The 23,841-nt window shown below is 63.5% G+C and carries 24 protein-coding genes; 9 read left to right on the forward strand and 15 right to left on the reverse strand.

Annotated features, from left to right (window positions below; translation table 11 throughout):
• Positions 1-5: 5 nt before the first annotated feature.
• Together pncB and HNO82_RS10950 are read right to left on the reverse strand one after the other, a co-directional pair.
• Complete coding sequence (gene pncB / locus HNO82_RS10945; protein WP_175343723.1) at positions 6-1,208, reverse strand: nicotinate phosphoribosyltransferase; 1,203 nt, start codon at positions 1,206-1,208, stop codon at positions 6-8.
• A gap of 29 nt (positions 1,209-1,237) precedes the next feature.
• Complete coding sequence (locus HNO82_RS10950) at positions 1,238-2,101, reverse strand: cysteine hydrolase family protein (RefSeq protein WP_175343724.1); 864 nt, start codon at positions 2,099-2,101, stop codon at positions 1,238-1,240.
• A 211-nt stretch (positions 2,102-2,312) separates the two neighbouring features.
• On the opposite strand from HNO82_RS10950, the gene HNO82_RS10955 reads away from it, so the two are divergent.
• The 5 genes from HNO82_RS10955 to HNO82_RS10975 all read left to right on the forward strand — a co-directional run bounded on the left by HNO82_RS10955 (position 2,313) and on the right by HNO82_RS10975 (position 5,940).
• Positions 2,313-2,975, forward strand: coding sequence for an NUDIX hydrolase (locus tag HNO82_RS10955; protein ID WP_008333388.1), 663 nt, complete (start codon positions 2,313-2,315; stop codon positions 2,973-2,975).
• Positions 2,976-3,157: 182 nt separating this feature from the next.
• Positions 3,158-3,403 (forward strand): hypothetical protein, encoded by a 246-nt coding sequence (locus HNO82_RS10960; protein ID WP_175343725.1) that lies wholly within the window; start codon positions 3,158-3,160, stop codon positions 3,401-3,403.
• Positions 3,400-4,521 (forward strand): polymorphic toxin type 15 domain-containing protein, encoded by a 1,122-nt coding sequence (locus HNO82_RS10965; RefSeq protein WP_175343726.1) that lies wholly within the window; start codon positions 3,400-3,402, stop codon positions 4,519-4,521. The genes HNO82_RS10960 and HNO82_RS10965 overlap by 4 nt, the downstream gene beginning before the upstream one ends.
• A complete protein-coding gene (locus HNO82_RS10970) occupies positions 4,518-5,183 on the forward strand; it encodes a GAD-like domain-containing protein (RefSeq protein WP_175343727.1) in 666 nt (221 codons plus the stop codon). Before HNO82_RS10965 ends, HNO82_RS10970 begins: the two co-directional genes overlap by 4 nt.
• 67 nt (positions 5,184-5,250) lie before the next feature.
• The gene (locus HNO82_RS10975) at positions 5,251-5,940 is read left to right on the forward strand and encodes a GAD-like domain-containing protein (protein ID WP_349627558.1); all 690 of its coding nucleotides are present in this window, start codon (positions 5,251-5,253) and stop codon (positions 5,938-5,940) included.
• 188 nt (positions 5,941-6,128) lie between these two features.
• On the opposite strand, the gene HNO82_RS10980 is transcribed toward HNO82_RS10975, so the two are convergent.
• On the reverse strand, positions 6,129-6,353 hold the full coding sequence (locus HNO82_RS10980) for a hypothetical protein (protein WP_154135013.1): 225 nt from the start codon (positions 6,351-6,353) through the stop codon (positions 6,129-6,131).
• Between the two features lie 115 nt (positions 6,354-6,468).
• Positions 6,469-6,729, reverse strand: a complete 261-nt coding sequence (locus tag HNO82_RS10985) for a DUF4148 domain-containing protein (protein ID WP_008333395.1) — start codon at positions 6,727-6,729, stop codon at positions 6,469-6,471.
• Positions 6,730-6,852: 123 nt separating this feature from the next.
• Here HNO82_RS10985 and HNO82_RS10990 point away from each other — a divergent pair, with 123 nt between their 5' ends.
• The gene (locus HNO82_RS10990; protein ID WP_175343728.1) at positions 6,853-7,113 is read left to right on the forward strand and encodes a hypothetical protein; all 261 of its coding nucleotides are present in this window, start codon (positions 6,853-6,855) and stop codon (positions 7,111-7,113) included.
• Positions 7,114-7,409: 296 nt separating this feature from the next.
• Here HNO82_RS10990 and HNO82_RS10995 read toward each other — a convergent pair whose 3' ends face one another.
• The 4 genes from HNO82_RS10995 to HNO82_RS11010 form a co-directional block, all read right to left on the reverse strand.
• Positions 7,410-8,378 carry a SphA family protein gene (locus tag HNO82_RS10995; RefSeq protein WP_175343729.1) on the reverse strand — a complete coding sequence of 323 codons (969 nt, stop codon included), beginning with the start codon at positions 8,376-8,378 and terminating at the stop codon, positions 7,410-7,412.
• A 52-nt stretch (positions 8,379-8,430) separates the two neighbouring features.
• Entirely contained in the window at positions 8,431-9,198 is a 768-nt protein-coding gene (locus HNO82_RS11000; protein ID WP_175343730.1) for a coniferyl-alcohol dehydrogenase, read from the reverse strand.
• A 64-nt stretch (positions 9,199-9,262) separates the two neighbouring features.
• On the reverse strand, positions 9,263-10,732 hold the full coding sequence (locus HNO82_RS11005) for a benzaldehyde dehydrogenase (RefSeq protein ID WP_175343731.1): 1,470 nt from the start codon (positions 10,730-10,732) through the stop codon (positions 9,263-9,265).
• A 24-nt stretch (positions 10,733-10,756) separates the two neighbouring features.
• Positions 10,757-10,969 (reverse strand): hypothetical protein, encoded by a 213-nt coding sequence (locus tag HNO82_RS11010; protein ID WP_175343732.1) that lies wholly within the window; start codon positions 10,967-10,969, stop codon positions 10,757-10,759.
• A gap of 57 nt (positions 10,970-11,026) precedes the next feature.
• Between HNO82_RS11010 and HNO82_RS11015 the strand changes: the two genes are divergently transcribed.
• The gene (locus tag HNO82_RS11015; RefSeq protein ID WP_175343733.1) at positions 11,027-12,886 is read left to right on the forward strand and encodes a sigma-54-dependent Fis family transcriptional regulator; all 1,860 of its coding nucleotides are present in this window, start codon (positions 11,027-11,029) and stop codon (positions 12,884-12,886) included.
• A 36-nt stretch (positions 12,887-12,922) separates the two neighbouring features.
• On the opposite strand, the gene HNO82_RS11020 is transcribed toward HNO82_RS11015, so the two are convergent.
• Positions 12,923-13,204 carry a hypothetical protein gene (locus tag HNO82_RS11020; protein WP_175343734.1) on the reverse strand — a complete coding sequence of 94 codons (282 nt, stop codon included), beginning with the start codon at positions 13,202-13,204 and terminating at the stop codon, positions 12,923-12,925.
• Positions 13,205-13,408: 204 nt separating this feature from the next.
• Here HNO82_RS11020 and HNO82_RS11025 point away from each other — a divergent pair, with 204 nt between their 5' ends.
• The gene (locus HNO82_RS11025) at positions 13,409-14,842 is read left to right on the forward strand and encodes an MFS transporter (RefSeq protein ID WP_175343735.1); all 1,434 of its coding nucleotides are present in this window, start codon (positions 13,409-13,411) and stop codon (positions 14,840-14,842) included.
• A gap of 34 nt (positions 14,843-14,876) precedes the next feature.
• Here HNO82_RS11025 and HNO82_RS11030 read toward each other — a convergent pair whose 3' ends face one another.
• Both HNO82_RS11030 and HNO82_RS11035 read right to left on the reverse strand, forming a co-directional pair.
• Complete coding sequence (locus HNO82_RS11030; protein WP_175343736.1) at positions 14,877-17,336, reverse strand: DEAD/DEAH box helicase; 2,460 nt, start codon at positions 17,334-17,336, stop codon at positions 14,877-14,879.
• Positions 17,337-17,461: 125 nt separating this feature from the next.
• Positions 17,462-17,644 carry a hypothetical protein gene (locus HNO82_RS11035; RefSeq protein WP_008333409.1) on the reverse strand — a complete coding sequence of 61 codons (183 nt, stop codon included), beginning with the start codon at positions 17,642-17,644 and terminating at the stop codon, positions 17,462-17,464.
• A 175-nt stretch (positions 17,645-17,819) separates the two neighbouring features.
• Here HNO82_RS11035 and HNO82_RS11040 point away from each other — a divergent pair, with 175 nt between their 5' ends.
• On the forward strand, positions 17,820-18,350 hold the full coding sequence (locus tag HNO82_RS11040) for a cysteine hydrolase family protein (RefSeq protein WP_175343737.1): 531 nt from the start codon (positions 17,820-17,822) through the stop codon (positions 18,348-18,350).
• 15 nt (positions 18,351-18,365) lie between these two features.
• Here HNO82_RS11040 and HNO82_RS11045 read toward each other — a convergent pair whose 3' ends face one another.
• The 4 genes from HNO82_RS11045 to HNO82_RS11060 all read right to left on the reverse strand — a co-directional run bounded on the left by HNO82_RS11045 (position 18,366) and on the right by HNO82_RS11060 (position 23,739).
• Positions 18,366-19,652 (reverse strand): NAD(P)/FAD-dependent oxidoreductase, encoded by a 1,287-nt coding sequence (locus tag HNO82_RS11045; RefSeq protein ID WP_175343738.1) that lies wholly within the window; start codon positions 19,650-19,652, stop codon positions 18,366-18,368.
• Between the two features lie 66 nt (positions 19,653-19,718).
• Entirely contained in the window at positions 19,719-21,389 is a 1,671-nt protein-coding gene (locus HNO82_RS11050; RefSeq protein WP_175343739.1) for a phosphoethanolamine transferase, read from the reverse strand.
• Between the two features lie 278 nt (positions 21,390-21,667).
• On the reverse strand, positions 21,668-22,501 hold the full coding sequence (locus HNO82_RS11055; protein ID WP_175343740.1) for an amidohydrolase family protein: 834 nt from the start codon (positions 22,499-22,501) through the stop codon (positions 21,668-21,670).
• Positions 22,498-23,739: an MFS transporter gene (locus HNO82_RS11060; RefSeq protein ID WP_008333429.1), complete on the reverse strand. Its 1,242-nt coding sequence runs from the start codon at positions 23,737-23,739 to the stop codon at positions 22,498-22,500. The genes HNO82_RS11055 and HNO82_RS11060 overlap by 4 nt, the downstream gene beginning before the upstream one ends.
• Between the last annotated feature and the right edge of the window lie 102 nt (positions 23,740-23,841).

Consider the following 23,841-nt stretch of genomic DNA (forward strand, 5'->3'; position numbering starts at 1 on the left):
GCGGCTCAGGCAGGGGTGGCCGGCACGGCGATGCCGAACAGCTGGCGCAGATAGGCCAGGAAGGTTTCGTCCTTGCACAGGGTCTTGCCCGGCGAATCGGACAGCTTGGCCACGGACTGGCCGTTGCAGGACGAGAGCTTCATGACGATGTTCAGCGGCGCGATGCCGGTGTCGTTGCTCAAGTTGGTGCCGATGCCGAAACCGGTCATGGCACGGTCGGAAAAGTGACGATACAAACGCAGCGCCTGCGGCAGGTCCAGACCATCGGAGAACACCAGACGCTTGGTATTGGCATCCAGGCGTAGCTTGCGATAGTGCGCCAGCGCCTTCTCGCCCCATTCGAAGGGATCGCCGGAGTCGTGCCGCAGGCCGTCGAAGAGCTTGGCGAAGTACAGGTCGAAGTCGGCCAGGAAGGCATCCATGCCGACCACGTCGGTCAGGGCCACGCCGAGGTCGCCGCGGTATTCCTGCACCCAGTCTTCCAGCGCAGCCTTCTGGAAATCGCGCAAGCGCACGCCGAAGGACTGATAGGACTGCAGGTATTCGTGGGCCATGGTGCCGATGGGCACCAGCTGATATTTTTTGGCGAGCCAGACATTGGAAGTGCCCTTGAAATACTGCGGCAGCTCGCGCGCCAGCGTGGCCACCACTTCCTCCTGCCACGCAGCGCTGTAGCGGCGGCGCACGCCGAAGTCGAAGAACTCGAAGGGATGACGGCGAGGCGGCTCGGCAGCGAAGGCCCGCAGCAGCCCGATCTTGTCCCGCAGGCGGCGGCTTGCTTCCCCGAGCGCCGCAGCCGATCCGACGCGGCGGAAATACAGCTCGTTGACGATGTAGAGCACGAAGATCTCGAAGCCCATCACATGCACCTGCGGACCGCGCGCCACGATGCACAGGCGCTCGCCCTCGGTGCTGACCTCGATGAACTTGCGCTGGAAACGAAACAGGGCGAGGAAATCGATGAAGTCACTTTTCATGTAGCGCAGCTGGGCGAGGTAGTCCAGTTCATCGCTGCCAAAGCGCAGGCTGCAGAGGTGATCCAGCTCGCGCTCCACGTCCGCCTTGAGTTCGGCCAGCGGGAATTGCGGCTGGTTGCGGCACACGAAGGTGTACTCGGCCTGGGCACCGGGATGGCTGTGCAGCAGCGCCTGCCACATGGTGAACTTGTAGAGATCGGTTTCCAGCAGACTGCGAACGACGGGTGCCATGATGGGCACTCCTTTCAGACGTGAATGGATCAGGCGTTGGCTTGCAGTTCCTGCAGCACCTGCTCGGAAGTGGCCAGGCGCACACCGGCCTGTGACATGGCGGCCAGGAAATCCTGGTACTGCGCCTCGAAGCCGGCCACCGGGCTCATGCAATCGGTCACCAGCACCAGCCGGGCACGGCCGGCGGCATCGAGGTTGGCGGCGATGTGCTCGGTGGTGGCGCGCACGCAGTGGCTGCCCGCCTCGCCGGTGATGTAGACGGTATCGGCCTCGCCCAGGGTGGCGATGAAGCCACGGTTGAGCTGGGTGGCGGGATCGTCCTCATCCGGTACTTCGGCCATCACGGCCGAATAGTGCTCGGTCCACGGATTGCTGCCCTTGCCCAGCTTGGTGACCACGCCCAGCGTGCGCTCTTCCCAGCCGTTGTAGGCGGCGCGCACACCGGCGTGGACCGCACCGCCCCAGCTGCCGATCTCGCAGTGCACCGGCCAGACCATGAGGCGGTAGCGTCCGGCGGTTTCCAGTGCATCGAGATAGGCCAGTGCGCGCGGCAGCGCTTGCGGATCGCGTGGCAGGAAAGTACCGGCACGCACCTGCGCGGCCTCGATCTGGGTGAAGGGCGTGACCGCCGCGCCATCGGCTTGCTGCCAGAACGTGGGGTGGGCGATGTCCAGCCTGTGGTGCGCATCGAGGGTGATGCTGATGGCCGAGAGGCCCTCACCGCCCTGGTCGATCAGACGCGCCACGCGTTGCAGGTCGGCATGGCTGCCTGCCACCGGCAGCGCTGGTTGCAATACCCCGCCGGTGGCCGGGTCCACCGGCAACCAGTGCGCCGGCAGATCGCAGAAATCGTTTTGCGGATCGATCACGAGGAGATGCAGGGAGCGCTTCATGGTGTCCACCTTTCGGAGTGCGTCGGGTTACGGTGAGGCCAGTGTAGACCACTTAATTTACTTTTGCAACTAACAAAGATTTCGTGAATTTTCTTTATTTGCCCTCTAAATGGCCTTTACAGGCCATCCATGATTCGAATTACAACAAATAGATTCACAATGACACTAAGTACCTTTAGACTTCCCCCACTTGGACAAGGCGAGGATAAAAATGGATCCGGTGATCTGCACAGTCGATGTGGCGTTGCTCACGCTCACAGCCGAGGGGCTGGAAGTGGCGCTGCTCAAGCGCGAACATGCCCCCTTCAAGGGGGTGGCGGCGCTGCCCGGCGGCTATATCCATGCGCGTACCGATGTTGATGCGCGCGATGCCGCGCGCCGCGTGCTGCTGGACAAAACCGGCATCGCCGCGCCCTATCTGGAACAACTGGCCACCTTCTCCGGCGCGGCGCGTGATCCGCGTGGCTGGTCGATATCGATCGCGTATTACGCGCTGGTGCCGGCCAGCACCATCGCCCAGGCCGAGCGGGACGAGATTCGCCTGCACAGCGTGGACCGGCTGCCGCCCCTGCCCTTTGATCATGGGGACATCATCGAGATGGCGGTCTCGCGCCTGCGCAGCAAGAGCCAGTACTCGTCCCTGCCCTGCCATCTGCTGGGCGATGTCTTCAGCTTGCCGCAGTTGCAGCGGGTCTATGAAGTGCTGATGGGCGAGAGCATCAACAAGGTGAGCTTCCGCCGCAAGATGACCGAGATGGACATGCTCGAACCGGTCGATGGCCAGTTCGAGAGCGGGGCGCATCGTCCGGCGCAGCTGTATCGCCTGAAGCCCGCCTTCCGTGAACAGTTGCAGTTGCTGGAGCGCGGGCTTTGAGGATGGCAAGCCGCAACGTGAGCGGCCCAGGGACATCGCTGGGTGGACTGCTCATTGGTCGTATCTTCAGCAGTTCGTAGCCGCAGTCATCATTCGGGAGTTGCTCGTTTCCACAAGGAAACATTACAATGCGGGCCAGTGTTGCATCAGGGAGGGATACTTGATGAGCACAGGATCTTCGCATGCCCAAAGCATCCCCGGGTCTGGAACAGCTGCTTCCGGACCATCCTTACGCCCGCATTCTGCGGCGGGCTTTTCCGTATCAACCCGTCTCCCAAAATGAACCGTTAGTCAACCAGCTTGACGACGGCGAGGGCTTGTCACGCGACTTCGCGCTTGCTCTTGCGCGCTTGGCCGATCAGACCTGGCTTGAATTCAACGACTTGCCCTGCAACCCGGTCGATAAGACGCGGGCTGCAGTGTCATGACGACCAAAGGCGTCATCCTCGAACAGGCTGACAGGTCGTTCACGCACATCGAGCCGCACGGTGGCGGAGCCAACGCAGCCATCAAGGCAGAGACTGCGGCCGAGAAAACGTTTTGGCAGAAGTCCAGTCCGTGGGTGCACGGTGTGCTGGGCGTGGCCAGTTTCGTTCCGGGCTTGTCGGTCATCACGGGTGCAATTGATGCGGCCATCTATACCGCCGAGGGGGACTACGTTGAAGCGGGGATTGCTGCGGCGAGCATGATCCCGGGCGGGAAGGTGGTCACCACCGTTGGCAAGGTCGCCAAACGCGCAGTTGGCATGGCAAAGGGTGCAGGAACGGCATCCCGAGTCGGAAAGGGGGCGCATGAGGCAGAAGAACTTGCCAAAGCGGCCAAGTCGGCAAAGGAAGCAGAGGAAGCCGCCAGGGTTGCCCGCGAAGCCAAGGTCGCCAGAGAAGCTGCGCCTGGACCCCAAAAGCCCAAGGACCCGAAGAAGGATGTCACCGTCAAGGCCCGTCCGTTCAAAGTGCCTTGCTTCCATCCGTATGACAAGAAACAATTCATGCGGATGAGCAAGGAGGAACAAAAGGCGTTTCTGAAAGAAATGGCGGAGCAGCTCAGACGTCAAGAGGAGGCCATCAATAGTCTGACAGCGAGCGAATACGCGATGGCCAGGGATGCGTTTAAAAAAATGAACCGGAACCCGGCTGCTGGCGAGGCGCAAGAACGCGAACGGAAAACTGCCTTGGCGCGAATGACGAAAAATATCACCAAGAGTCTACGTAAGCGAGGGATGAGCCAAGCAGATGCAAAACTGCAGGCCGGATCTCAAGCAAAAGCGTTGATGAGCAAATTAGCCGCGCTGCATGAGCCAGACATGGTCGCTGGAGGTTGGATGCGGCACGAAACCCCGAGTATAGGCCGCGCTGACGTGAACAAGTCAATTGGAGCAAGCTGGAACCAAGCTTATACGCCGCCCGGAAGCCGGAACTCGGGAGAGAAACCCCTGACAAGGGTGCAGGAGATGGATAGGGAAGCCAAGAATGCGATCGATAATGGTCGCGGGGATCAAAAAATGAATGTCAAACTGGAGCCTTGCCGAGGCAAGGGAATAAGATGAGAGACGAAGACTTTGAATTTTTTATTAGAAATTTTGGTGAGGCGACCAAGCGCACCGCGGTGCCCGCCGCAAGCCTTGAAAAATGGCGGGATAAGCTGCCAGAACAGTTACTGACATACTGGCAGCAAGAAGGATGGTGCGAATATAAGGATGGTCTGTTTTGTACCGTTGACCCTGATGATTATGAAGACCTCGTTGATGAGTGGCTCGCCGACACGGGATTGGATGAGATTGATGCGTTTCACGTGATTGCAAGAACTGCATTTGGCGATCTTTATGTGTGTGGTGAGAAGACCGGATGCAGCGCCACGATTGCATGTCCGATTAACTCGATCGCTGCTCTACCCGCAGATTTAATCGCTCAAACTAAGGATGAACTGGATTTTTCTGTCCGTTTTTTCTTTGGGGACAGTGAGCCGGACGAGTTTGACATGGAAGACGAGAATGGACAGCCACTCTTCGAACGCGCAAGAGCCAAACTAGGCCCTCTTGAACCGAATGAAATCTATGGATTCGAGCCCGCCATTGTACTCGGAGGAAAAATACGTCTCGATAATTTGGTAAAAGTGAATGCTCATGTGCACCTGACGATTCTCCGCCAGTTCGCAGAACCATCACTGCCACTCTCTGGGATCGATATCGAAAAGTTGCTCGACTCTTGAAACGTACCGTGGTGAGAGAGCAAGCCAACATCCAGCCATTCATAGCTGTAGCCACTCCCGCGGTGAAGTGAATCAAGCCAAGGCGATGATGATGAGAGACGAAGACTTCGAATATTTTATTAGTAACTTTGGCGAAGCAACCAAAACCTCCCCGGTACCCGCCGCAAGCCTTGAAAAGTGGCGCGGTAAGCTGCCAGATAAGTTATTGACATACTGGGAGCAAGAAGGATGGTGCGAATACGCAAATGGTCTATTTTTCACAGTTGACCCTGATGACTATGAAGACCTCGTTGATGAGTGGCTTGCAGACACAGGGTTGGACGAGATTGACGCATTCCACGTGATTGCAAGGTCTGCATTTGGTGGTCTCTATTTATGCGGTGAGAAGACGGGGCGTAGCGTCACGATTGATTGTGCCGTCAATATGATCTCTGCTTTAGAACATGAATTGAAGGAAAAAACCAAGGAGGACCTGGATTTTTCGATCCGCTGTTTTTTTGCGTTCAGCGATCCAGATCGGTTTGAAATGGAAGACGAGAACGGACAGCCGCTCTTCGAACGCGCCAGATCCAAATTAGGCCCGCTTGAGCCGCATGAGATCTATGGATTCGAGCCTGCCATCGTGCTAGGAGGAAAAATCCTCCTCGAAAATTTGGTCAAGGTGAATGCCAACGTGCACCTGACGATTCTCCGCCAGTTCGCAGAGCCGGAACTGCCATTCGCGGGAATCGATATTGAAAAGTTGCTCGATTCTTGAACATGCAGCCATTCGTCAATGCCGCCGCCTCCGCATTGGGACGAATCACACTGAGCGAATGTCCAGAACCCATCCATCGACAACAGCCCTCCCCCCGAAAACCGCCATCGGCATCGGCGCCAAAAAACAAAGCGGCGCACCCACAACAGGTGCGCCGCTTTTTTCATAGCGAAATTCTTGAGCCAGGCTCAGGCACAGCAATTGCCGCCGGTATCGGCACAGCGTTCACGACGCTGCAATTCACGGCGGTGGCGCACGCGCTGCGAGACGCGATAGACGGCGCGCTGGGTCAGCATCATGGATAGCGTACTCAAGCTGAACTCGGCGGCAATGAGCAAACCGACCAGAGCGGCAAATTGCAGGTAGATCCGTGGATACACGGAGAGGCTACGCGAGAACAGTTGATGCAGCATGATGAATTCCTCTTTCTTGTTTTACGTGCCGGGGTTCCTGCGTCACACCAGTGACGATGCAGCGAACCGCGATGCGTGGCCGATCAAGCCGGCCCACGCATCGGATGGCCCTGCATCAGGCACCAGCGTAGGTCGAATCGGCGGTGCTGTCAGCAGTCTGCACTTCACTCTTGACGGGACCGTTGCCAAGAACCGGGAACACCGAGTCAGGCTGGTTGGCGATGCCTTGTGCCTGGGCGCGGGCCAGGTCAGCCTTCACTGCAGCGCGGGTGGTGTGCGAAACGAAAGGCTGGTCGACCGGGTATTGGGCTTCAGCGAAAGCGACCGACGAAGCGGACAGGGCCAGGACAGCGGCGATGATGGTCTTTGCGGACATGATGTTTCTCCTTGAATGCGTTAAGTGGACTTGAGTCAGGTTCATTACAGTTCAGTGAGCACCTGGCCGGGATGTCGGTCGGCCGATACCACTCTCTAGAAGCGCATCGTTTCTTGCGTTGCGATGTCGTTCATCGATGGACTGAAGTCTACGGAAGAGCGCGAAGGAGAAAAACCATGCTGGAGAGAATTGAGTGTTCCGGGTTCTGGAACAATCGTCATTGCCTATCAGAGCGATAGTCCGGAAATGAAACAAAGCCGCGACATCAGGTCCACTGACGCTGGCTTGCGCGCAGGGGCCGGGTGGGGTGTATTCCTCGTGCTGCGCTTGCCTGACTACGGGCTTGGCATGATCGGCCTCGGCCGCAGTACGGGACGTCGGTGAGCCAGGCTGCGAGGATATCCGCGCAGGGGGCATGGGCAGCTGCGGCGGACGCTCCACCGGCGGCAGGCGTCCACCCCCGAGAGACTTGCGCAGGCGCGCGGGCTGGTCGGTAGTGGATGGGGTGGTGGCTGGCATGGTGCGGATCTCCCGTCTTGTCGCGGCAAGCAAGCGTGCCGCGTTGTCATTGTCGAGACCAGTATCACGCCGGAAAGGCTTGCCGTTAAGCGGACAACGGCTCTGCCTGCTGTAGGAAAGCAGGCAGAGCCGCAGCGGACCAGGGAGCCAGATGCGCCGGATCAGAAATGGTGATCGTAACGGATCTGGAACTTGCTGTTCTCGGCCCGGTTGCGTACGGCAAATTCCTGGTACACGTTGAAGAACAGCAGATCGCGATCAGACAATTTCACCATCGCTGCCGGCCCCAGTCCGACTACGCGCTCGCGACGCCCCGCCACATCGCTGCCGTTGACCTGGGTATCGGTGATCTGCTGCAGCCAGTAGCCCGCCGCACCGATGGTCAGATTCGGATTGAGCACGTACTCGGCGGAGAAGTTGGCATGCACCGCCTGCCCCGCCTGGGTGGAACTGACGTTGTTGCCAAAGGCCGCATTGGGCGAATTGTTGCGGGCGTTCCAGAGATAGTGCAGGCGCCAGCTGAAACTCAGGTTCTGGCTGGCCCACAGCGTGCCGGCCCAGTAAGGATCGAAGGACCAGGCATTGCTGCCCGGATTGACGGAGGCATTGCGGTCATAGGCACCGGTCGGCAAGATGAACTGGAGTTCGAAACGCTGCGCATAGCGCGGCCCTTGCGCCCCCATGACGGGGTCGAACTGCACGGACACGCCGGCGCTGATGTCGCCCACGCCGGTATTGCCGCGAAGGATGGCATTGCTGGCGCCATCGTCGACCTTGGCATGGGCCACCCACGGCACCAGTACCTGGAAGCCCAGTTGCTTGTTGCCGAATTTCGCTCCCGGTGGCACGTAGATGAACTGGCTGATGGGCGCGAAGACGCTGATGTCCTGGGTGGCAGGAAGGCCCAGCCGCTTGCCGTTGTTGTCCAGCAGTCTGGTGGCCTTGGTGTAGGTGAGGTATTCGACGAAATAAAAACCGGGACCGCCGGGCAGCGGTGCGCCATCGAAGAAGCTGGTGCCGCCCAGGTTGACGGCGGGCTGGTCGTAGGCGCTGGCCAGCGCGGGCAGCAGGCTCAAGGTCAGTGCCAGCCACGCCGCACGTCGGCGGGCGGGTTGTCGCTTGTTGCTCATGTTGTCTCCTTGTGTTGTTGTGTTGTTGTCGTTCGGGCCCCGTTGCAGCGACTCACAGATAGGTCGACGCCAACCCGCCATCGACCGGCAGGTTCACGCCATTGATCCAGCGGCTGCCGTCATCGCACAGCCAGACGATGGCCGCGGCGATCTCGTCCGGATAGGCCGGGCGCTTCATGCGGTGGGCATCCTTCTGCACGCGCTCCTGCCCGAGCATGGTCACGAAGTCACCCAGGATGGGGGTGAGCACCGGACCGGGGGCGACACTGTTCATGCGGATCTCATGCTGGAGGAACCAGGGCTGGGCCTGAGCCATGCTCCAGACGATGAGCGCCTCCTTGAAATACTGGTAGCAGTTCTCCTGCGCGACCGGATGCTGCGCCAGCCATTCGGCACCCGCCGCAAAACCAGCGGTCTGGGCCAGCGCCTTGTGCTGTTCCAGCCGCTTGGGCCACTCGGCACCAAGGATGGAGGCCACGTTGACGATGGCACTGCCGGGCGGCATGCGACGGATCAGCAGTTCGGTGAAATGACGCAAGCCGAGATAGTTCACGCGCGCAACCAAGTCCACCGGCGCGGTGCCGGGCACGCCGGCCACGTTGCACAGGCCATCGATCTGCTCGGGCAGTTGCGCGACGACGTCATGGATGGCATCGGCGCTGGAGAGATCGGCCTGCACGAAGGCTGCCATGCTGATCATGGGCGCATTGCGATCTACCCCGATCACGCGGGCGCCCTGTCCCCGCAGCAGCCGGGCGGTCTCGGCACCGATGCCGGAAGAAACGCCGGTGACGACGATGGTCTTGTCTTGCAGTGTCATGCTGGTCTCCTTGGATAATGATTTATATCGTTCAACTTCTTGCTGCTGCATCCATGCAATGGCTTCAGAAGGGATACGGCGTGGCCTGCTCCTTGACCGTGATCCACTTCCATTGCGTGTATTCTTCCCAGTCCGCCGGGCCGCCCACGCTGGTGCCATTGCCGGCGATGCCGGGGCCACCGAAGGGATTGACGCATTCGTCGTTGACGGTCTGATCGTTGACGTGGACCATGCCCTGGCGCAGCCGCGCGGCCACCCGCATGGCCCGCGCCAGCGAACCGGAGATCACGCCGGCGGCCAGTCCGCCCTGGTTCTGGTTGGCCAGGGTGATGGCCTCGTCCTCGGAACCGACGGTGATGACGCTGGCCACCGGACCAAAGATTTCTTCATCAAATACGCGCATGCCCGGTCGTACGCCGGAGAGGACGGTCGGTTGATAGAACAAACCTTCATATGCGCCTCCAGCCAGCAAGCGCGCGCCTGCCGCCACGCTGTCCTGCACCAGTCCATGCACGCGCTGCAGCTGGCGCGCATCGATCAGCGGACCCAGGGCCACCTGGCCGCCGGCGCCATCGCCCACGGGCAGGTGGCACGCCTTGTCTACCAGTCGCTCCAGCAAAGCCGGGGCCAGCGAGGCATGGACCAGGATGCGATTGGCCGCCATGCAGATCTGGCCCTGGTGCAGCCAGGCGCCCCAGGCGGCGTTGCTGGCTGCGATATCGAGGTCGGCGTCGTCGAGGATCACCAGCGCATTGGCGCCGCCCAGTTCCAGCGAGACCTTCTTGAGATGTCGCCCCGCCAGTTCGCCGATGCGACGGCCCACGGCGGGCGAACCGGTGAAGGCGATCATCGCCACCTGGGGCGCCGTCACCAGCGCCTCGCCCGCCTGTGCGCCACCGGGCAGAACGTGCAGCAGTCCGGCGGGCAAACCCGCTTCCTCGAAGACGCGGGCCAGCATGAAACCGCCGGAAATCGGCGTACGCACATCCGGCTTGACCACCACCGCGTTGCCCGCCGCCAGCGCCGGCGCGACCGTGCGCAAGGTCAGGATCAGCGGGAAATTGAAGGGCGAGATCACCCCGATCACGCCCAGCGGCGCGCGCCGCGCGATGCTCAGTCGTCCGGGACTGCCGGGCAGCAGCTGGCCCTGGGCCTGCAAGGGCATGGCGGCGGCAAGATGGCACAGGGTGATGGCCTCGCGTACCTCGTGCTCGCCCTTGAAGAGCACGCCGCCGGTCTCGCGCGCGACCATGCGCGCCAGCTCATCGAAGTGCTGCTGGAACAGCGCAGCGGCACGCCGGAAGATCTCGGCGCGCTCACGTGGCGGCCGCGCCAGCCAGTCGGCCTGGGCCGCCGCGGCAGCCTGCACCGAGACGGCCACATCGTCGGCACCGGCCAGGCCGACGTCGGTCAGCGGCGCGCCGGTCGCGGGTTCGATGACGGTGGTGCCGTGGGCGGTTTCTTCCCAGCGACCACGAAACAGGTGGCGCTGCCAGCGGGCAGGATCAAGCAAAGGGGTGGATGGCTTGGACATGCAGGTCTCCTTGGTAATGGCCGGTCAATCCGGATCAGCGGCCATTCTGCAAAGCCTGTGCCACCGCGCGATACGCCACTGCATGCGGCTTTGCAGCAAGCTCATCCATCCGCACCCCTTGCTGTCGGATGGGTTTTTCGGGGCGGAAAATTGCTGCGTCGGAAGCGGTTTCTTGATGCACTGCAGCTTGCGCATTTGCACAAATTCACCAACCATCAGCCCACTGAATTTCATCATTTGATGAACTGCGCCATCGCGGCGCGCGCTTGCCGAACCCTTGCCAGGAGCCCGTCCATGCCGCCATCCCAGCGTATTTCCCTTGCCGAGATGGTGCGCAGCCAGGGCACGGCAGCGTCCCCGGTCCAGCTGAGTTCGGCCAGTACCGACCGCTGGAGCGTGGATGCCCATCCGACCCTGTCGGACCTGAGCGAATGCCTGTTCTTCTCTCCGGGCGATGGCCGCATCTGGCTCAATGACCAGCGCATGCTGCTCATCCACAGTCGCAGCATGGGCACGCTGCGGCGCGAGCTGATCGACAATCTCGGCATCGACAAGGCGCGCGGCCTGCTGACCCGCGCCGGCTACATCTCGGGGGCGCGGGATGCGCAACTGGTGCGCGAACGCTGGCCCGAGGCTGACCCCTCCACCATCCTCATGGCCGGGACGCGGCTGCATACCCTGGAGGGCGTGGTGAAGGTGGTCCCGGTCAGCTTCAGCTACGACCCCGAGACTGGCCGCTACGAGGGCCAGTTCCTCTGGCACAACTCCAGCGAAGCCGATGAACACCTGGCCGCCTATGGTGTGGCCACCGCACCTTCCTGCTGGCAGCAGATCGGCTATGCCATCGGCTACGTCAGCACGCTGCTGGGGCATCTGGTGATCTTCCGGGAGGTCGAATGTCGCGCCATGGGCACGCCGCATTGCCGCGTGATCGGCAAATCGGCCGAACTGTGGAGCGATGCAGAGGATGACCTGCGCTACCTCAATGCCCAGGACTTCGTCGGCAGCGGGATGCTGGCCACCGATGGCGAGATGGCTGGCGAAGGTACAGCCGGGCCCGATATCGAGGCCATGGAGGCTGATCTGACCCGCGCGCTGGTGGGCACGTCCTCGGCCTTCAACGCCGCCTGCCACCTGCTCAATCGCGTAGCCGCCACCGATGCCACGGTGCTCTTCACGGGGGAGTCGGGCGTGGGCAAGGAACGCTTTGCGCGCATGCTGCACCAGATCGGTCGCCGCGAACGCCAACCCTTCGTCGCCATCAATTGCGCCGCCATTCCCGAGACTCTGATCGAAACCGAACTGTTCGGTGTGGAACGCGGCGCCTACACCGGGGCCACGCAGTCACGCGCTGGCCGCTTCGAACTGGCCGATGGCGGTACGCTCTTCCTCGATGAAGTGGGGACCTTGAGCCTGGTGGCGCAAGGCAAGCTGTTGCGCGTGTTGCAGGAGGGAGAATTCGAGCGCGTCGGCTCGAGCCGTCCACTCAAGGTCAAGGTGCGCGTGGTGGCCGCCACCAACGAAGACCTGGCGCTGGCGGTACGTGAGGGACGCTTCCGCCAGGATCTGTTCTTCCGGCTCAACGTGTTCCCGATCCACCTGCCCCCGCTGCGCGAGCGACGCGACGACATTCCGCTGTTGATGAATCACTTCCTCAAGTTCTACGGTCAGCGCCATGCCGTGGCAGTGCGCGGTTTCACGCAACGCGCAGTGCAGGCCCTGCTCAACTACAGCTTTCCCGGCAACATCCGGGAATTGCAGAACCTGATCGAGCGCGGCGTGATCCTGGCCCAAGGGCATCCACTGGATTTGCCGCACATGTTCATCAGCGGCGAAACGCTCAATGACGAGGTGCTGTCCCTGGCCCTGCAGGGTGAGGGCGAAAGCGAGCGGGGCACGCTGGCGGGACGGCATGGCCGGGGCCGCGATCCGGCATCGACCTCAGCGTCTCCCGCAGGCAGCCTGCTGGAGACGGTGCAGCAATGGCGCGGCACACAGAAGGAGACCGATGCGCCACTGTCCCTGCCCGCACTGGAGCAAACCCTGATCGCCGAGGCCATCGCCCGCGCCGGAGGCAACCTCTCTGCGGCGGCACGTCTGTTGGGAATCACGCGGGCACAGCTGGCTTACCGCCAGCAGAAAGGGACGCCTTAGGGCCCGGCCGGTGCCGGGAAAGAACGCGCGGGAGCGTCAGGCGACGTTCTTGTAGGGACTGGGCCGGTCAGCCTCTTCGTCCACGATCTGCATCTCGCCGATGCGGTTGCGCAACTCCTCCCAGGGATGAATGGGCAGGTTGTCATCGCGGGGCCCGGACTGCAAGCGGGCGGCAAGGTCCTCCACATCCTGCGTCACGCGCTCCTGCCAGCGGCGTTCCAGCGCGATGAACAGCGCAATGGCCGCGACCAGCCCGAGCGAACACAGCACAAGGGCGGCATAGATGGCGTACTGCATGATGTCGTCGAACCAGTCCATGTCCTCCCCGTCGTCGTTGTCTCAGGTCATGCGGCGATGGTAGCGCGCGGCCTCGCAGGCGCCCATCAGGAAATGTCTGAGACACCCGGCGCGACAGGCGGCCAAGCTCATCCACAGGAACCGGCGCCGCCGGCACACGGTCTGCCGTTCAGGCCCGGGCTGCAGGATGCACCCGACCCGTATTCCCCGTCCACGGAGCCCCCGATGATTGCCACCCCGTCCGCCAACATCCCTGCCCGCCTCGACCGCCTGCCGTGGTCGCGCTGGCACTGGCGCGTGGTCATCGCCCTGGGTGTGGCCTGGGTGCTGGACGGGCTGGAAGTGACCCTGGTCGGCTCGCTGGGCAGCGTGCTGGAGCGCAGCGATACCCTGGCGCTGGATGCGGCCCAGGTCGGCTGGACCGGCTCGCTCTACATCGCCGGTACCGTGCTGGGAGCACTCATCTTCGGCCGCCTCACCGACCGCCTGGGACGCAAGCGGCTCTTCATGCTTACGCTGATGCTGTACATGGCGGCCACCCTGGCCACCGCCTTTGCGCAGGATTTTCTGTTCCTGGCACTGTGCCGCTTCGTGACCGGCCTGGGCATCGGCGGCGAATATGCGGCCATCAATTCGGCTATCGATGAGCTGGTGCCCGCGCGTGTGCGTGGACGGGTGAACCTCATCATCAACGCCAGTTTCTGGATCGGGGCGGCGCTGGGTGCAGGCTTGTCGCTGGTAATCCTGGACCCGCAGGTGATGGGCCCCGCACTGGGCTGGCGCGCCTGCTTCCTGCTGGGCGCGGTGCTGGCGGTGGCGGTACTGCTGGTGCGCCGGCATGTCCCGGAAAGCCCGCGCTGGCTGCTCATGCACGGCCGCCACGCCGAAGCCGAAGCCGTGGTGCGCAGCATCGAAGCGCAGGTCGAGCAGCAACACGGAGCCCTGCCCGCCGTGGACCACGCGCCCGGCGCAGCAGCCCAAGGTGGCGCGGCAGGTAGCGGCATGCTGCCCTGGCGCGAGATCGCCCACGTGCTGCTGCATCGCTATCGCCAACGCAGCGTGATGGTGGCGCTGATGATGGTGGCCCAGGCCTTCGTCTACAACGCCATTTTCTTTACATATTCGCTGGTGCTCACGCGCTTCTTCCAGGTGCCGGACCATCGCGTGGCGCTCTACATCTTTCCCTTTGCGCTGGGCAATGTGCTCGGGCCGCTGTTGCTGGGCCATCTGTTCGACAGCATCGGCCGTCGCCGCATGATCGCGGCCACCTATCTGCTCTCCGGTGCCGGACTGGCCGCCACGGCCTGGGCCTTCAATGCCGGGCTGCTGGATGCGCGCTCGCTGGCGCTGTGCTGGAGTGCGGTGTTTTTCGTCGCCTCGGCGGCGGCCAGTTCGGCCTACCTCACCGCCAGCGAGGTATTCCCGCTGCGCATGCGTGCCATGGCCATCTCGATCTTCTACGCCATCGGCACCGGCGTAGGCGGATTCCTTGCCCCGGTGCTGCTGGGCTGGCTCATCGCCAGTGGAGACCGCCATGCGGTGGCCGCAGGCTATGCGCTGGGCGCATGTCTGGCGCTGCTGGCCGGGGGGTGCGCGCTGCGCTTTGCGGTGGATGCGGAAAGGCGCACGCTCGAAGAGGTGGCGGAATGGAAAACCTGAGCTGATGAGACAACCATCCTGTCATCAGCCGGGCTTATGACAGGATTTTTTCCGCAATGCCCGCTCCCAGCGGTGCCAGCAAGGCCTGCAATTCCTCTTCACCGAACTTGATGGTGGCGGTGTCATCGCGGCCCAGCATGCCATCGGCCAAGGCGGACTTGCGCGTTTGCAGTTCGAGCAGGCGTTCTTCGATGCTGCCCTCGATGACCAGCTTGTAGACCACGACCTGGCGCGTCTGCCCGAGCCGGTGCGCGCGGGCAATGGCCTGCTCTTCGACGGCAGGATTCCACCACGGATCGGCCAGCACCACCGTATCGGCGGCAGTCAGGTTCAGGCCGACCCCGCCGACCTTCAGGCTCACCAGCATCAGCGGCACCTCACCGCGCTGGAAGCGGGCGATCACACCGCTGCGGGCGGCCGGCTCGGTGTCACCGGTGAGCATCAGGCAAGGCAGTTGCAGCGTCTGCAGTTGCGCCTCGATCAACGTCAGCATGCTGGTGAATTGCGAGAAGACCAGGATGCGCCGCCCCTGCTCCACCAAGGACGGCAGGGTATCGCACAGCCACTCGATCTTGGCGCGTTCCAGTCCGCGCGGCATGCGGCCCTGCTTCAACAGATAGGGATCGCAGCAGACCTGCCGCAACTTGAGCAGCGCATCCATCACCGTGACCTGGCTACTGCCCAGACCGCGCCGCTCCAGCGCGCGACGTACCTGCTTGTCGGCGGCAATGCGTACGCTCTCGTACAAGTCGCGCTGGCGCCCCTGCAATTGCAGGCGCTCGACGATCTCGATGCGGGCGGGCAGCTCCTGCAACACATCCTGCTTGCGCCGACGCAGGATGAAGGGACGTACGCGCTGGGCCAGCAGGCGCGCGCGCACGGTTTCTCCCTGTTGCTCGATGGGCTTGCGCCACAGTCGCGCAAAGCTGCGTGCATCGCCGAGAAAGCCCGGCATGAGGAAATGGAACTGGCTCCACAATTCGCCCAGGTGATTTTCCAGTGGTGTGCCGGTCATGCACAGACGATGGCGCGCATGCAGACGACGCGCGGCGGCGGTGTTGCGGGCGGAGGCATTCTTGATGGTCTGCGCCTCGTCCAGCACCAGCAGATGAAAGCGCAGCGACAGCAACAGGTCGAGGTCGCGCCACAGCAAGGGATAGGTGGTCAGGACCAGGTCAGCCTGTCCTTGGGCAACGGCGCTGACATGCTGCGCACGCTGCTGGCCATGCAGCACCCTCACGCGCAGGGTGGGGGCGATGCGCTGCGCTTCCTGCTGCCAGTTGAACAACAGCGAGGTCGGCACTACCACCAGCGCAGGCAGGTCGAGCCGTCCCTGTTGTTGCTCGATGAGCAGATGGGCCAGCAGCTGCGCAGTCTTGCCCAGGCCCATGTCGTCGGCCAGGATACCGGCCAGGCCATGCTGGCGCAGGTACTGCATCCAGGCCACGCCCTGCAACTGGTAAGCGCGCAGGGTCAGACCCAATCCCCCGGGCGCGGCCACCGGCGGCACACTGCCGGCGGCGCGCAGGCGCCGGGCCAGTTGCAGCACGCCACCGGCACCACTCAGGTGCCAGGGCGCGCCACCGTCCAGCGTCTGCAGACCGGTCTGCAGGCTCTCCAGACGATGCGCATCCCAGGGCGAAAGTGGCAGCGGACCTTCCTTGCGCTTGAGGTCGACCAGCAGGTCCAGCAGGGCCAGCACCACTGCCTTGAGCGGACCGGCCATGGCATCGATGCGACGACCACCGGGAGCGCGCAGGGAGATCACGGCGTGCGGGTCCATGCGCTCTACCTGTTGGGCATCGGCCCAGCGCGGATCGCGGCGCAGCAGGTCGGCCACCATCGGCGCCACATCCAGGGTCTGGCCATCGACCTCGATACCCATCGACAGCAGCCAGCGACCACTGGGGTCCAGGCCGTCGAAGATCTCGCTGGAGAAGGGGCGCGGCAGCAAGGGTGCGGCCACTTCGCGCGCGCTGACCTCCCCGGTCTCGCTGCTGACGATGAAGCGCCATGCCGTGATCGGGACGCTCTCATGTGCAAAGCCGGGACGCACGCGCAAAGTCCAGCCCATCTGCTGCAGACGTGGCGCCTGGTCGGCCCAGAAATCGCCGAAGCTTTCTTCCAGCATCAGAGTCCACAAGGGACCGGCGTCGTGCAGGGGATTGTCGGCACGCCATTGCAGGGCATCTTCCCGCAAGGGCAGCAGGCCCATCTCTCGAAGGATCTCCAGCGCGTTGGACTCGGCAACAAGGTCACGCACAACATGGGCTGGCGTGTACGTGAGCTCGTCATCAGGATGGCCCACGGGCGCCGGCGTGCTCCAGCGCTGCGCGCCTTGACCATAGACCCAGTCGATCTGCGCCACCGTCACCATGCCGCCACGTGGCCCGAACAGCCCATGCGCACGCATGCCCAACAAGCCGTCACCACGGGTGAGCGTCTGCAGGGTCAGGCGGGGATGGAATGCGCTGGAGGAATGCGAAGCGGACATGCGACCGGGGCAAGAACGGGGAAGCAGTCATTGTAGGGCGCTTCAGCGCCAGGCGTGCAGGAGCGCGGATGAAACCGCTGGACATCCTGCGCATGCGCATTACGCATGGGCAGTGACGGGACCTCTTACCGGGCGGGTGGCGTGATGCAGAAGTCCAGCATCATCGCGAAGGGTGTGCGGCCCTCGCCGGTAGCCCATACCCATACGGCCCAGCACAGCAGGCTGCACACCAGCAGCAGAGCCAGCACGATGTGCAGTCCGGATGCCTTGCGCAGGAAGCCTTCGACGCGGTCAAACAGGGCGGTCATGGAGATAGATGCAGAAATGGAAAAACTTGGGAGACCTCATTGTAGCCAAGGCCCCGGCCCGATGAAATGGGACAAATTGCCGCAGTGTCACGCTGGCAATATCCCTGCATCGCACCGTGCGGGGTACTCTGTTACCCTGACGCATTGTTCCTTCGCTACTTGCCGCCTCGCCATCATGACCACTGCCCTGCTCATCATCGATGTCCAACGCGCCCTTTGCACCGGTGCGCAGGCCGTTGCCGACGGCGACGCCACCATTGCCAACATCAACCTGCTGCGGGCAAATGCGCGTGCGGCGGGCGTGCCGGTGATCTTCGTACAACACGAAGACGGCGGCTCCTTGCAGCACGACAGTGACGGATGGCAACTTGCACACGGACTGCATCACCAGGCCGATGACCTCTACCTGCGCAAGCGCGGCTCGGACGCTTTCCACCAGACCGCGCTGGAATCCCTGCTGCGCGAACGCGGCGTGACGCGCCTGGTGATCTGCGGCATGCAGACCGAGTTCTGCGTGGAATCCACCGTGCGCCGCGCGCTGGCGCTGGGCTTTGCGGTGACGCTGGCCGCCGGAGCGCACACCACCGCGCCCAATGGCGTGTTGTCGGTACCAGAGGTGGTGGCACATCATCAGGCTACGCTGGCCAATCTGGGGGCGTATGGCGTGCGCGCTACCATCACGGCGGCCTGCGATGTCGCCTTCTGATCCTGCCCGGGGCGTTCAGAACCGCTGCGGGCTGAACGGCGTCAGATCGATTTCCGGCGCCTGCCCCGCCAGCAACTGTGCGGCGATGCGTCCAGTGCGAGCTGAACAACCCAGTCCGATGTGACCGTGGCCATAGGCGTGGATGATGTCGGCACTGGCGCTGGCCGGGCCGATGCAGGGCATGCCGTCGGGCGTGCTGGGACGGCGACCCAGCCAGTATTTCACGTCCTCCACCGGCAGCGTGCGCGGCAGGCCGGGGAAAAGTTTGAGCGCGATGTCGCGCATGATCTCGCCGCGTCGCCAGTCCGGCGCCGCCTCGAAGGAGGCGAACTCGACCTGCCCGGCAATGCGCAAGCCGGTCTCCATCTGGGTCGCAATGACCTTGAATTCCGACACCATCATGGGCGTACGGGCGCGCGCCTGGTGGTCGTGCCCACCGATGACGGCGTGGTAGCCGCGCTCGCTCTCCAGTTGCACCTGATCGCCGGCGGCGGCGGCCAGTGCCTTGGAACGCGCACCGGCGCAGATGACGGCGGCATCGCAAGCGAGTTCGCCCTGTTCGGTCAGCACCGCCTTGAGCCGTCCCTGCTCCACGCGAAAACCGGTGGCGCGCCCATCGACACGATGCGCACCGCGCGCCAGTGCATAGGCCTGCAAGGCCTGCAGGTAGGCGGCGGGATGGCGACAGTGACCAGCCTCGTCGACCTGCACTGCAAAGCCGAAGGCCGGGTCCAGGTCCGGTTCACGCGCACGCAGGGCGGCGCCCTCCACTTCCTGCCACTGGATGCCCAGCTCGCGGCGCACACCCCAGCCGAAGGCGTCGTTGTCGAAATGCCGGCGCGAACGATAGACGTGCAGGACGCCGGAAGTATCGATCAGGTGGGCCACGCCGGCGCGCTGCGCTACCTCCAGATGCAGGCTGCGGGCGTCGGCCACCAGGGTGCGCAAGGCGCGCGCCGTGCTACGGATGCGATCACGCCGCGCACTGGCAAGGTTGCGCACCAGCCATGGAGTGAGGCGCGGCAGGTAACGCCAGCGAATCGACAAGGGCCCCAGCGGATCCATGAGGTAAGCCGGCACCTTCTTCCACATGCCCGGCTCCACCGGGGGGATCACCGAATGCGAGGACAACCAGCCGGCATTGCCGTAGCTGGAGGCTTCTTCACTACCGGCTGCATTGAAATCAAGCAGGGTGACCTGCAAGCCCTGGTCGAGCGCATGGATGGCGCTCATGAGGCCGACGGCACCGCTGCCGATGATCACGGCATGGCGGGGAAAGATGATCTCAGGGGAGCTGGACATGGCGGGATGTGCGACGCAAAGCTGCATGATACGAGAACTGGTCGCAGACGTCAGGCGCGTGCAGGATCACCGCGCCTGGTTGTAGAGCACCGTGCGCGGCAGATAGGGCTGGCCATTGATGCGCCGCTGCTGATGAAAATGGCCACTGCCGAATTGCACGCTGAGGATGTCATGGCGCGCATCGTAATAGCGTGACTGCACGCCCAGCAGGCCCATGACCGTATGCTCCAGCTGGTCGGTCTGGTAGGGACGGTACTCGAGCTGGGCCTTGTCTTCCGGACTCTTGCCGGTGAAGGAGCGGGTCCATACCAGCATCGGGATTTCATAACCGGTGGCGTCGCTCACCGACTGACCGGCGTGATTGCGCGTATGGCCCACCTCCTGCGCATGGTCGGAACTGAAGAGCAGGCTGGCATTGTCCTGCCGCGCCGCGTTCATGGTGAGTCTGAGCATGCTGCCGACCACGTAGTCGTTGTAGGTCATGGCGTTGTCGTATTCATTGCGCAGCTGGCGTATCCAAGCCGAGCGGTCGGCACCTTCCAGTTTCTCCGTCACGCCGTCGCGCACGGTGTCGAAACGCGCGTACTCGCTGGGATAGCGCATGTCATAGGTAGGGTGCGCGCCCAGCAGATGCACCACAATCAGCTTCTTCGGGGCCGGGTCCTGCAAGGCGGTTTCCAGCGCCGGCAAGAGGTTGCCGTCGAAATTGTTTTCACCGCGCCCGGCCCCCTTGTTGATGAATACCTGCTCGTCGGCACGGCGCGAGACCAGGCCCAGCCAGCCGTCATTGGGGGGCTGGTTGGACAGCCAGTGAATGAGGAACCCCGCCTCGCGCGCCAGCATCAGAACATCCGGCTTGCGGTTCCAGGCCTGCGGATCGTTGAGGTCGGCGGGCGTCAACATCTTCATCAGCGAGGCCATGGTGGCCGGTTCCGAGGAGACCACGTCACGAAACACGATGAGCTCCTGGCGCATCGCTTCCAGGGTGGGCGAGGTCGGGCGCTCGTAGCCATACAGGGACATGTTGGTGCGGTTGAGGCTCTCGCCGATGATCCACACGACCGTGTTGCGTTCCGGTCCCGTGTAACGTACCTGCCAGTCGGAGCGATGCGCCATGTTGCGCGCCACATCGGCTTCCATGCTGGCGGCCTGGGCCAGTTGGTCGCGATAGTCGAGATAGCGGATGGGCCAGAACAGCAGCGGGTTTTCCTTGGCCATGGTGGGATTGAAATGCAGGGCCACGAACACGGCCAGCAAGGCGCCCACGGCGGCCCGGCCACGCCAGCGCCAGGGTGCGGCGGGCCGGGCCTGCTCGCGGCGTCGCAGCCAGCGCTCGCCCAGCCACAGGCCGCCCCACGCCAGCAGCAGCAGGCCCAGCGCCTCGGCCAGGTCGCCACCGTTATGACGGAAGAATTCGCTGCTCTCGGCGGGGTTGGTGTTGAAGACGGCTTGCAGCACCAGAATGGGATTGGGGCGCAGGCCGAAGTAGTCGCGCAGGAAACCCTTGATGGCCGCATCGAGGAAGAACAGCCCGAGCACGGCCAGGGTAGCGCGCGAGAACCACTGCGGCCGCTCGCGCAGCCAGGGCAATATCAGGAACAGGCCGGCGATGCCCGGCAAGGCGGTCGCCATGAGCACGCCGCTCTTGGCCAGTTCATTGGTGCTGATGCGATCCAGTGCCCAGAAGATGACCAGGCCCACGAGACCCAGGCCAAGTCGGTTGACCAGTTTGTTCAATGCAGTCTTTCCGCCGCCCCACCCGGCAAGATGTTATCCCGAAGAAATATTGTCCATGACACCGCTTCCCTGGCGGCTTGTTCACCCTGGTGCCGACACGCTGTCGGGCCTGCGCGATAGGACAGGCTCGGCGATGATTTGTTTCCGCGCGGCGCGGCAGAGTATCGCATCCCGCAGGAAAAACACCAACCATGCCGGCTCAGATCCGCTGCCGCGTGAGTGCAGCGGTACATCCATCCCCGTCGGGTTCTTTGCTTCCCTGTCCGCGGTGCACAGGCTCAGCCGAAACGGAATAACTGCGCCGCCGTCTCGCCGGTGATGCGCCGGCGGTCTTGTTCATCACTCACCAGGGCCTCGAAGCGTCGCCAGCTGTCGCCGTAGTCGGTCACGCTTTCATGCTGGGTATGCGGCCAGTCGCTGCCCCACAGCAGGCGATCGACCCCGAAGTGCCGGCGCAGCAGCGGCCAGGCCCGGCGCGCGAAACGGGCACCACCCTCGCTGCCGCCGTTGCGATACTGCGCCGACAATTTCACCCACACCTGACGCGAGGCGGCGATGGACAGCAGGTAGCCAAAGCCGGGGTCATCCACGCCCAGCGCCGCATCGACCCGACCGAAGTGATCGACCACCACGTTCAAACCCAGTGCCAGCAAGGGTTCCAGCACCAGCGGCAAATCCGCGGCCTCGCGGTGGATCTCGACCTGCCAGCCCATGGCCGCAATATGCGTGAGCGTGTCGTGCCAGACACCGCGCAAATCCGGCAGCGGCGCACCGCCCACCAGGTTCAGCCGTATGCCGACCACGCCGCCCTGCTGCAGGGCCTGCAACTGCGCCAGGCCGACATCCGCGTCGACCATGGCGATGCCGCGCAGGCGTTGCGGGGCGCGGGCGATGGCTTGCAGCAGATAATCGTTGTCGCTGCCCAGGAAACTCGGTTGCACCAGTACGCCATGACTCATGCCATGTGCATCCAGCCGCGCCAGGTATTCATCGACCGTGACGTCATAGGCCGGCGTGTAACGGCGTACGTCGGCCATCGGCAGGCCGCGCGCAAAGACGTGCGCGTGAGTATCGATGCGCAGCGCGGCTGGGGGCACGGCGGGGAAACTCATGCGCCGGTTTCCATCTGGCGGCCCCGGGTTTCCGGCAGCATCAGCACGGCGATCACGACCAGCGAATAAGCGATGGCGGCATCGATGCCAATGGCCTGGCCCAGCGGCATGGAGTCGCTCATGTGGCCGACCAGGACCGGGAAACCGGCCGAGGCCACGCGTCCGAAGTTGTAGCAGAAGCCCACGCCGGTACCGCGAATGCCGCTGGGGTACAGCTCATTGAAGAGCGCCCCCAGGCTGGCCGGGATACCGGCGGCGAAGAAGCCGAGCGGGAAGCCGCATACCAGCATCTGGGTGTTGCTCAGGGGCAGGAAGATGTAGCACAGGACAGTGGCTACGCAGCACAGGGCGAAGCTGGCCACGGTACGACGACGGCCGATGCGATCCAGCAATTGCGCACTGACGATGCAGCCGCACCAGAAGGCGATGATGATGACGGCCAGGTAGCCGCCGGTAGAGAGCACCGACAGGTGCTTCTCGGTCTTGAGGTAGGTCGGCAGCCAGGTCATCAGTGCGTAGTAGCCGCCGTGCGCACCCACGCCCAGCAGGCTGCCGATGAGGGTCAGGCGCAGCACATCGGGGCGGAAGATACCCAGCAGCGTGCTGGCGGCGGGCTTGCCGGCAGCTGCCTTGCGACCGGCCAGGAAGGCATCGGTCTCGGGCACCGAACGCCGCACGTAGACCACCAGCAGCGCGGGCAGCAGGCCGATGATGAACATCGCGCGCCAGGCCATTTCCTGCGGCAGCATGGTGAAGAGCACCGAGAACAGCAGCACTGCACCGCCCCAGCCTACGGCCCAGGCACTCTGCACGGTACCCATGGCACGACCGCGATGTTCGGCGCGGATGGTCTCGGCCATCAGCACCGCACCGGCCGCCCATTCGCCGCCGAAACCGAAGCCCTGCAAGGCTTTGAGCACCAGCAATTGCGGATAACTCTGGGCGAACGCGCTCAGGAAGGTGAACAGGGAGAACCAGATGATGGTGATCTGCAGGGTCTTGACGCGTCCGTAGCGGTCCGACAGAGTGCCGGCGAACCAGCCGCCAATGGCAGAGGCCACCAGGGTGGCTCCGCTGATCATGCCGGCATCGGCCTTGGAGAGCGAAAAGGCTGCAATCAGTGCGGGGATGGCCAGGCTGAACATTTGCACGTCCAGTGCGTCCAGTGCCCAACCACTGAAACAGGCCCAGAAAGTCTTGCGTTCCTTGGCAGTGACCTGCCGATACCATGAAAACATGTCTCGTCCTCTATGCTGAAGGCGCGCGACCTCGGGCTGCCCCGCCCGGCAGCCCATGCTGTGACGGAACGTGGTGCCAGACCGATGGCGGCGCGTAGCGGA

Source organism: Herbaspirillum sp. C9C3 (genome assembly GCF_013359625.1).
Taxonomy (GTDB): domain Bacteria; phylum Pseudomonadota; class Gammaproteobacteria; order Burkholderiales; family Burkholderiaceae_D; genus Herbaspirillum.

Coding starts and splice junctions, on each gene's coding strand:
- pncB (WP_175343723.1), bottom strand. CDS start 1,208: ATGGCACCCGTCGTTCGCAGTCTGCTGGAAACCGATCTCTACAAGTTC.
- HNO82_RS10950 (WP_175343724.1), bottom strand. CDS start 2,101: ATGAAGCGCTCCCTGCATCTCCTCGTGATCGATCCGCAAAACGATTTC.
- HNO82_RS10955 (WP_008333388.1), top strand. CDS start 2,313: ATGGATCCGGTGATCTGCACAGTCGATGTGGCGTTGCTCACGCTCACA.
- HNO82_RS10960 (WP_175343725.1), top strand. CDS start 3,158: ATGCCCAAAGCATCCCCGGGTCTGGAACAGCTGCTTCCGGACCATCCT.
- HNO82_RS10965 (WP_175343726.1), top strand. CDS start 3,400: ATGACGACCAAAGGCGTCATCCTCGAACAGGCTGACAGGTCGTTCACG.
- HNO82_RS10970 (WP_175343727.1), top strand. CDS start 4,518: ATGAGAGACGAAGACTTTGAATTTTTTATTAGAAATTTTGGTGAGGCG.
- HNO82_RS10980 (WP_154135013.1), bottom strand. CDS start 6,353: ATGCTGCATCAACTGTTCTCGCGTAGCCTCTCCGTGTATCCACGGATC.
- HNO82_RS10985 (WP_008333395.1), bottom strand. CDS start 6,729: ATGTCCGCAAAGACCATCATCGCCGCTGTCCTGGCCCTGTCCGCTTCG.
- HNO82_RS10990 (WP_175343728.1), top strand. CDS start 6,853: ATGTCGTTCATCGATGGACTGAAGTCTACGGAAGAGCGCGAAGGAGAA.
- HNO82_RS10995 (WP_175343729.1), bottom strand. CDS start 8,378: ATGAGCAACAAGCGACAACCCGCCCGCCGACGTGCGGCGTGGCTGGCA.
- HNO82_RS11000 (WP_175343730.1), bottom strand. CDS start 9,198: ATGACACTGCAAGACAAGACCATCGTCGTCACCGGCGTTTCTTCCGGC.
- HNO82_RS11005 (WP_175343731.1), bottom strand. CDS start 10,732: ATGTCCAAGCCATCCACCCCTTTGCTTGATCCTGCCCGCTGGCAGCGC.
- HNO82_RS11010 (WP_175343732.1), bottom strand. CDS start 10,969: ATGATGAAATTCAGTGGGCTGATGGTTGGTGAATTTGTGCAAATGCGC.
- HNO82_RS11015 (WP_175343733.1), top strand. CDS start 11,027: ATGCCGCCATCCCAGCGTATTTCCCTTGCCGAGATGGTGCGCAGCCAG.
- HNO82_RS11020 (WP_175343734.1), bottom strand. CDS start 13,204: ATGGACTGGTTCGACGACATCATGCAGTACGCCATCTATGCCGCCCTT.
- HNO82_RS11025 (WP_175343735.1), top strand. CDS start 13,409: ATGATTGCCACCCCGTCCGCCAACATCCCTGCCCGCCTCGACCGCCTG.
- HNO82_RS11030 (WP_175343736.1), bottom strand. CDS start 17,336: ATGTCCGCTTCGCATTCCTCCAGCGCATTCCATCCCCGCCTGACCCTG.
- HNO82_RS11035 (WP_008333409.1), bottom strand. CDS start 17,644: ATGACCGCCCTGTTTGACCGCGTCGAAGGCTTCCTGCGCAAGGCATCC.
- HNO82_RS11040 (WP_175343737.1), top strand. CDS start 17,820: ATGACCACTGCCCTGCTCATCATCGATGTCCAACGCGCCCTTTGCACC.
- HNO82_RS11045 (WP_175343738.1), bottom strand. CDS start 19,652: ATGTCCAGCTCCCCTGAGATCATCTTTCCCCGCCATGCCGTGATCATC.
- HNO82_RS11055 (WP_175343740.1), bottom strand. CDS start 22,501: ATGAGTTTCCCCGCCGTGCCCCCAGCCGCGCTGCGCATCGATACTCAC.
- HNO82_RS11060 (WP_008333429.1), bottom strand. CDS start 23,739: ATGTTTTCATGGTATCGGCAGGTCACTGCCAAGGAACGCAAGACTTTC.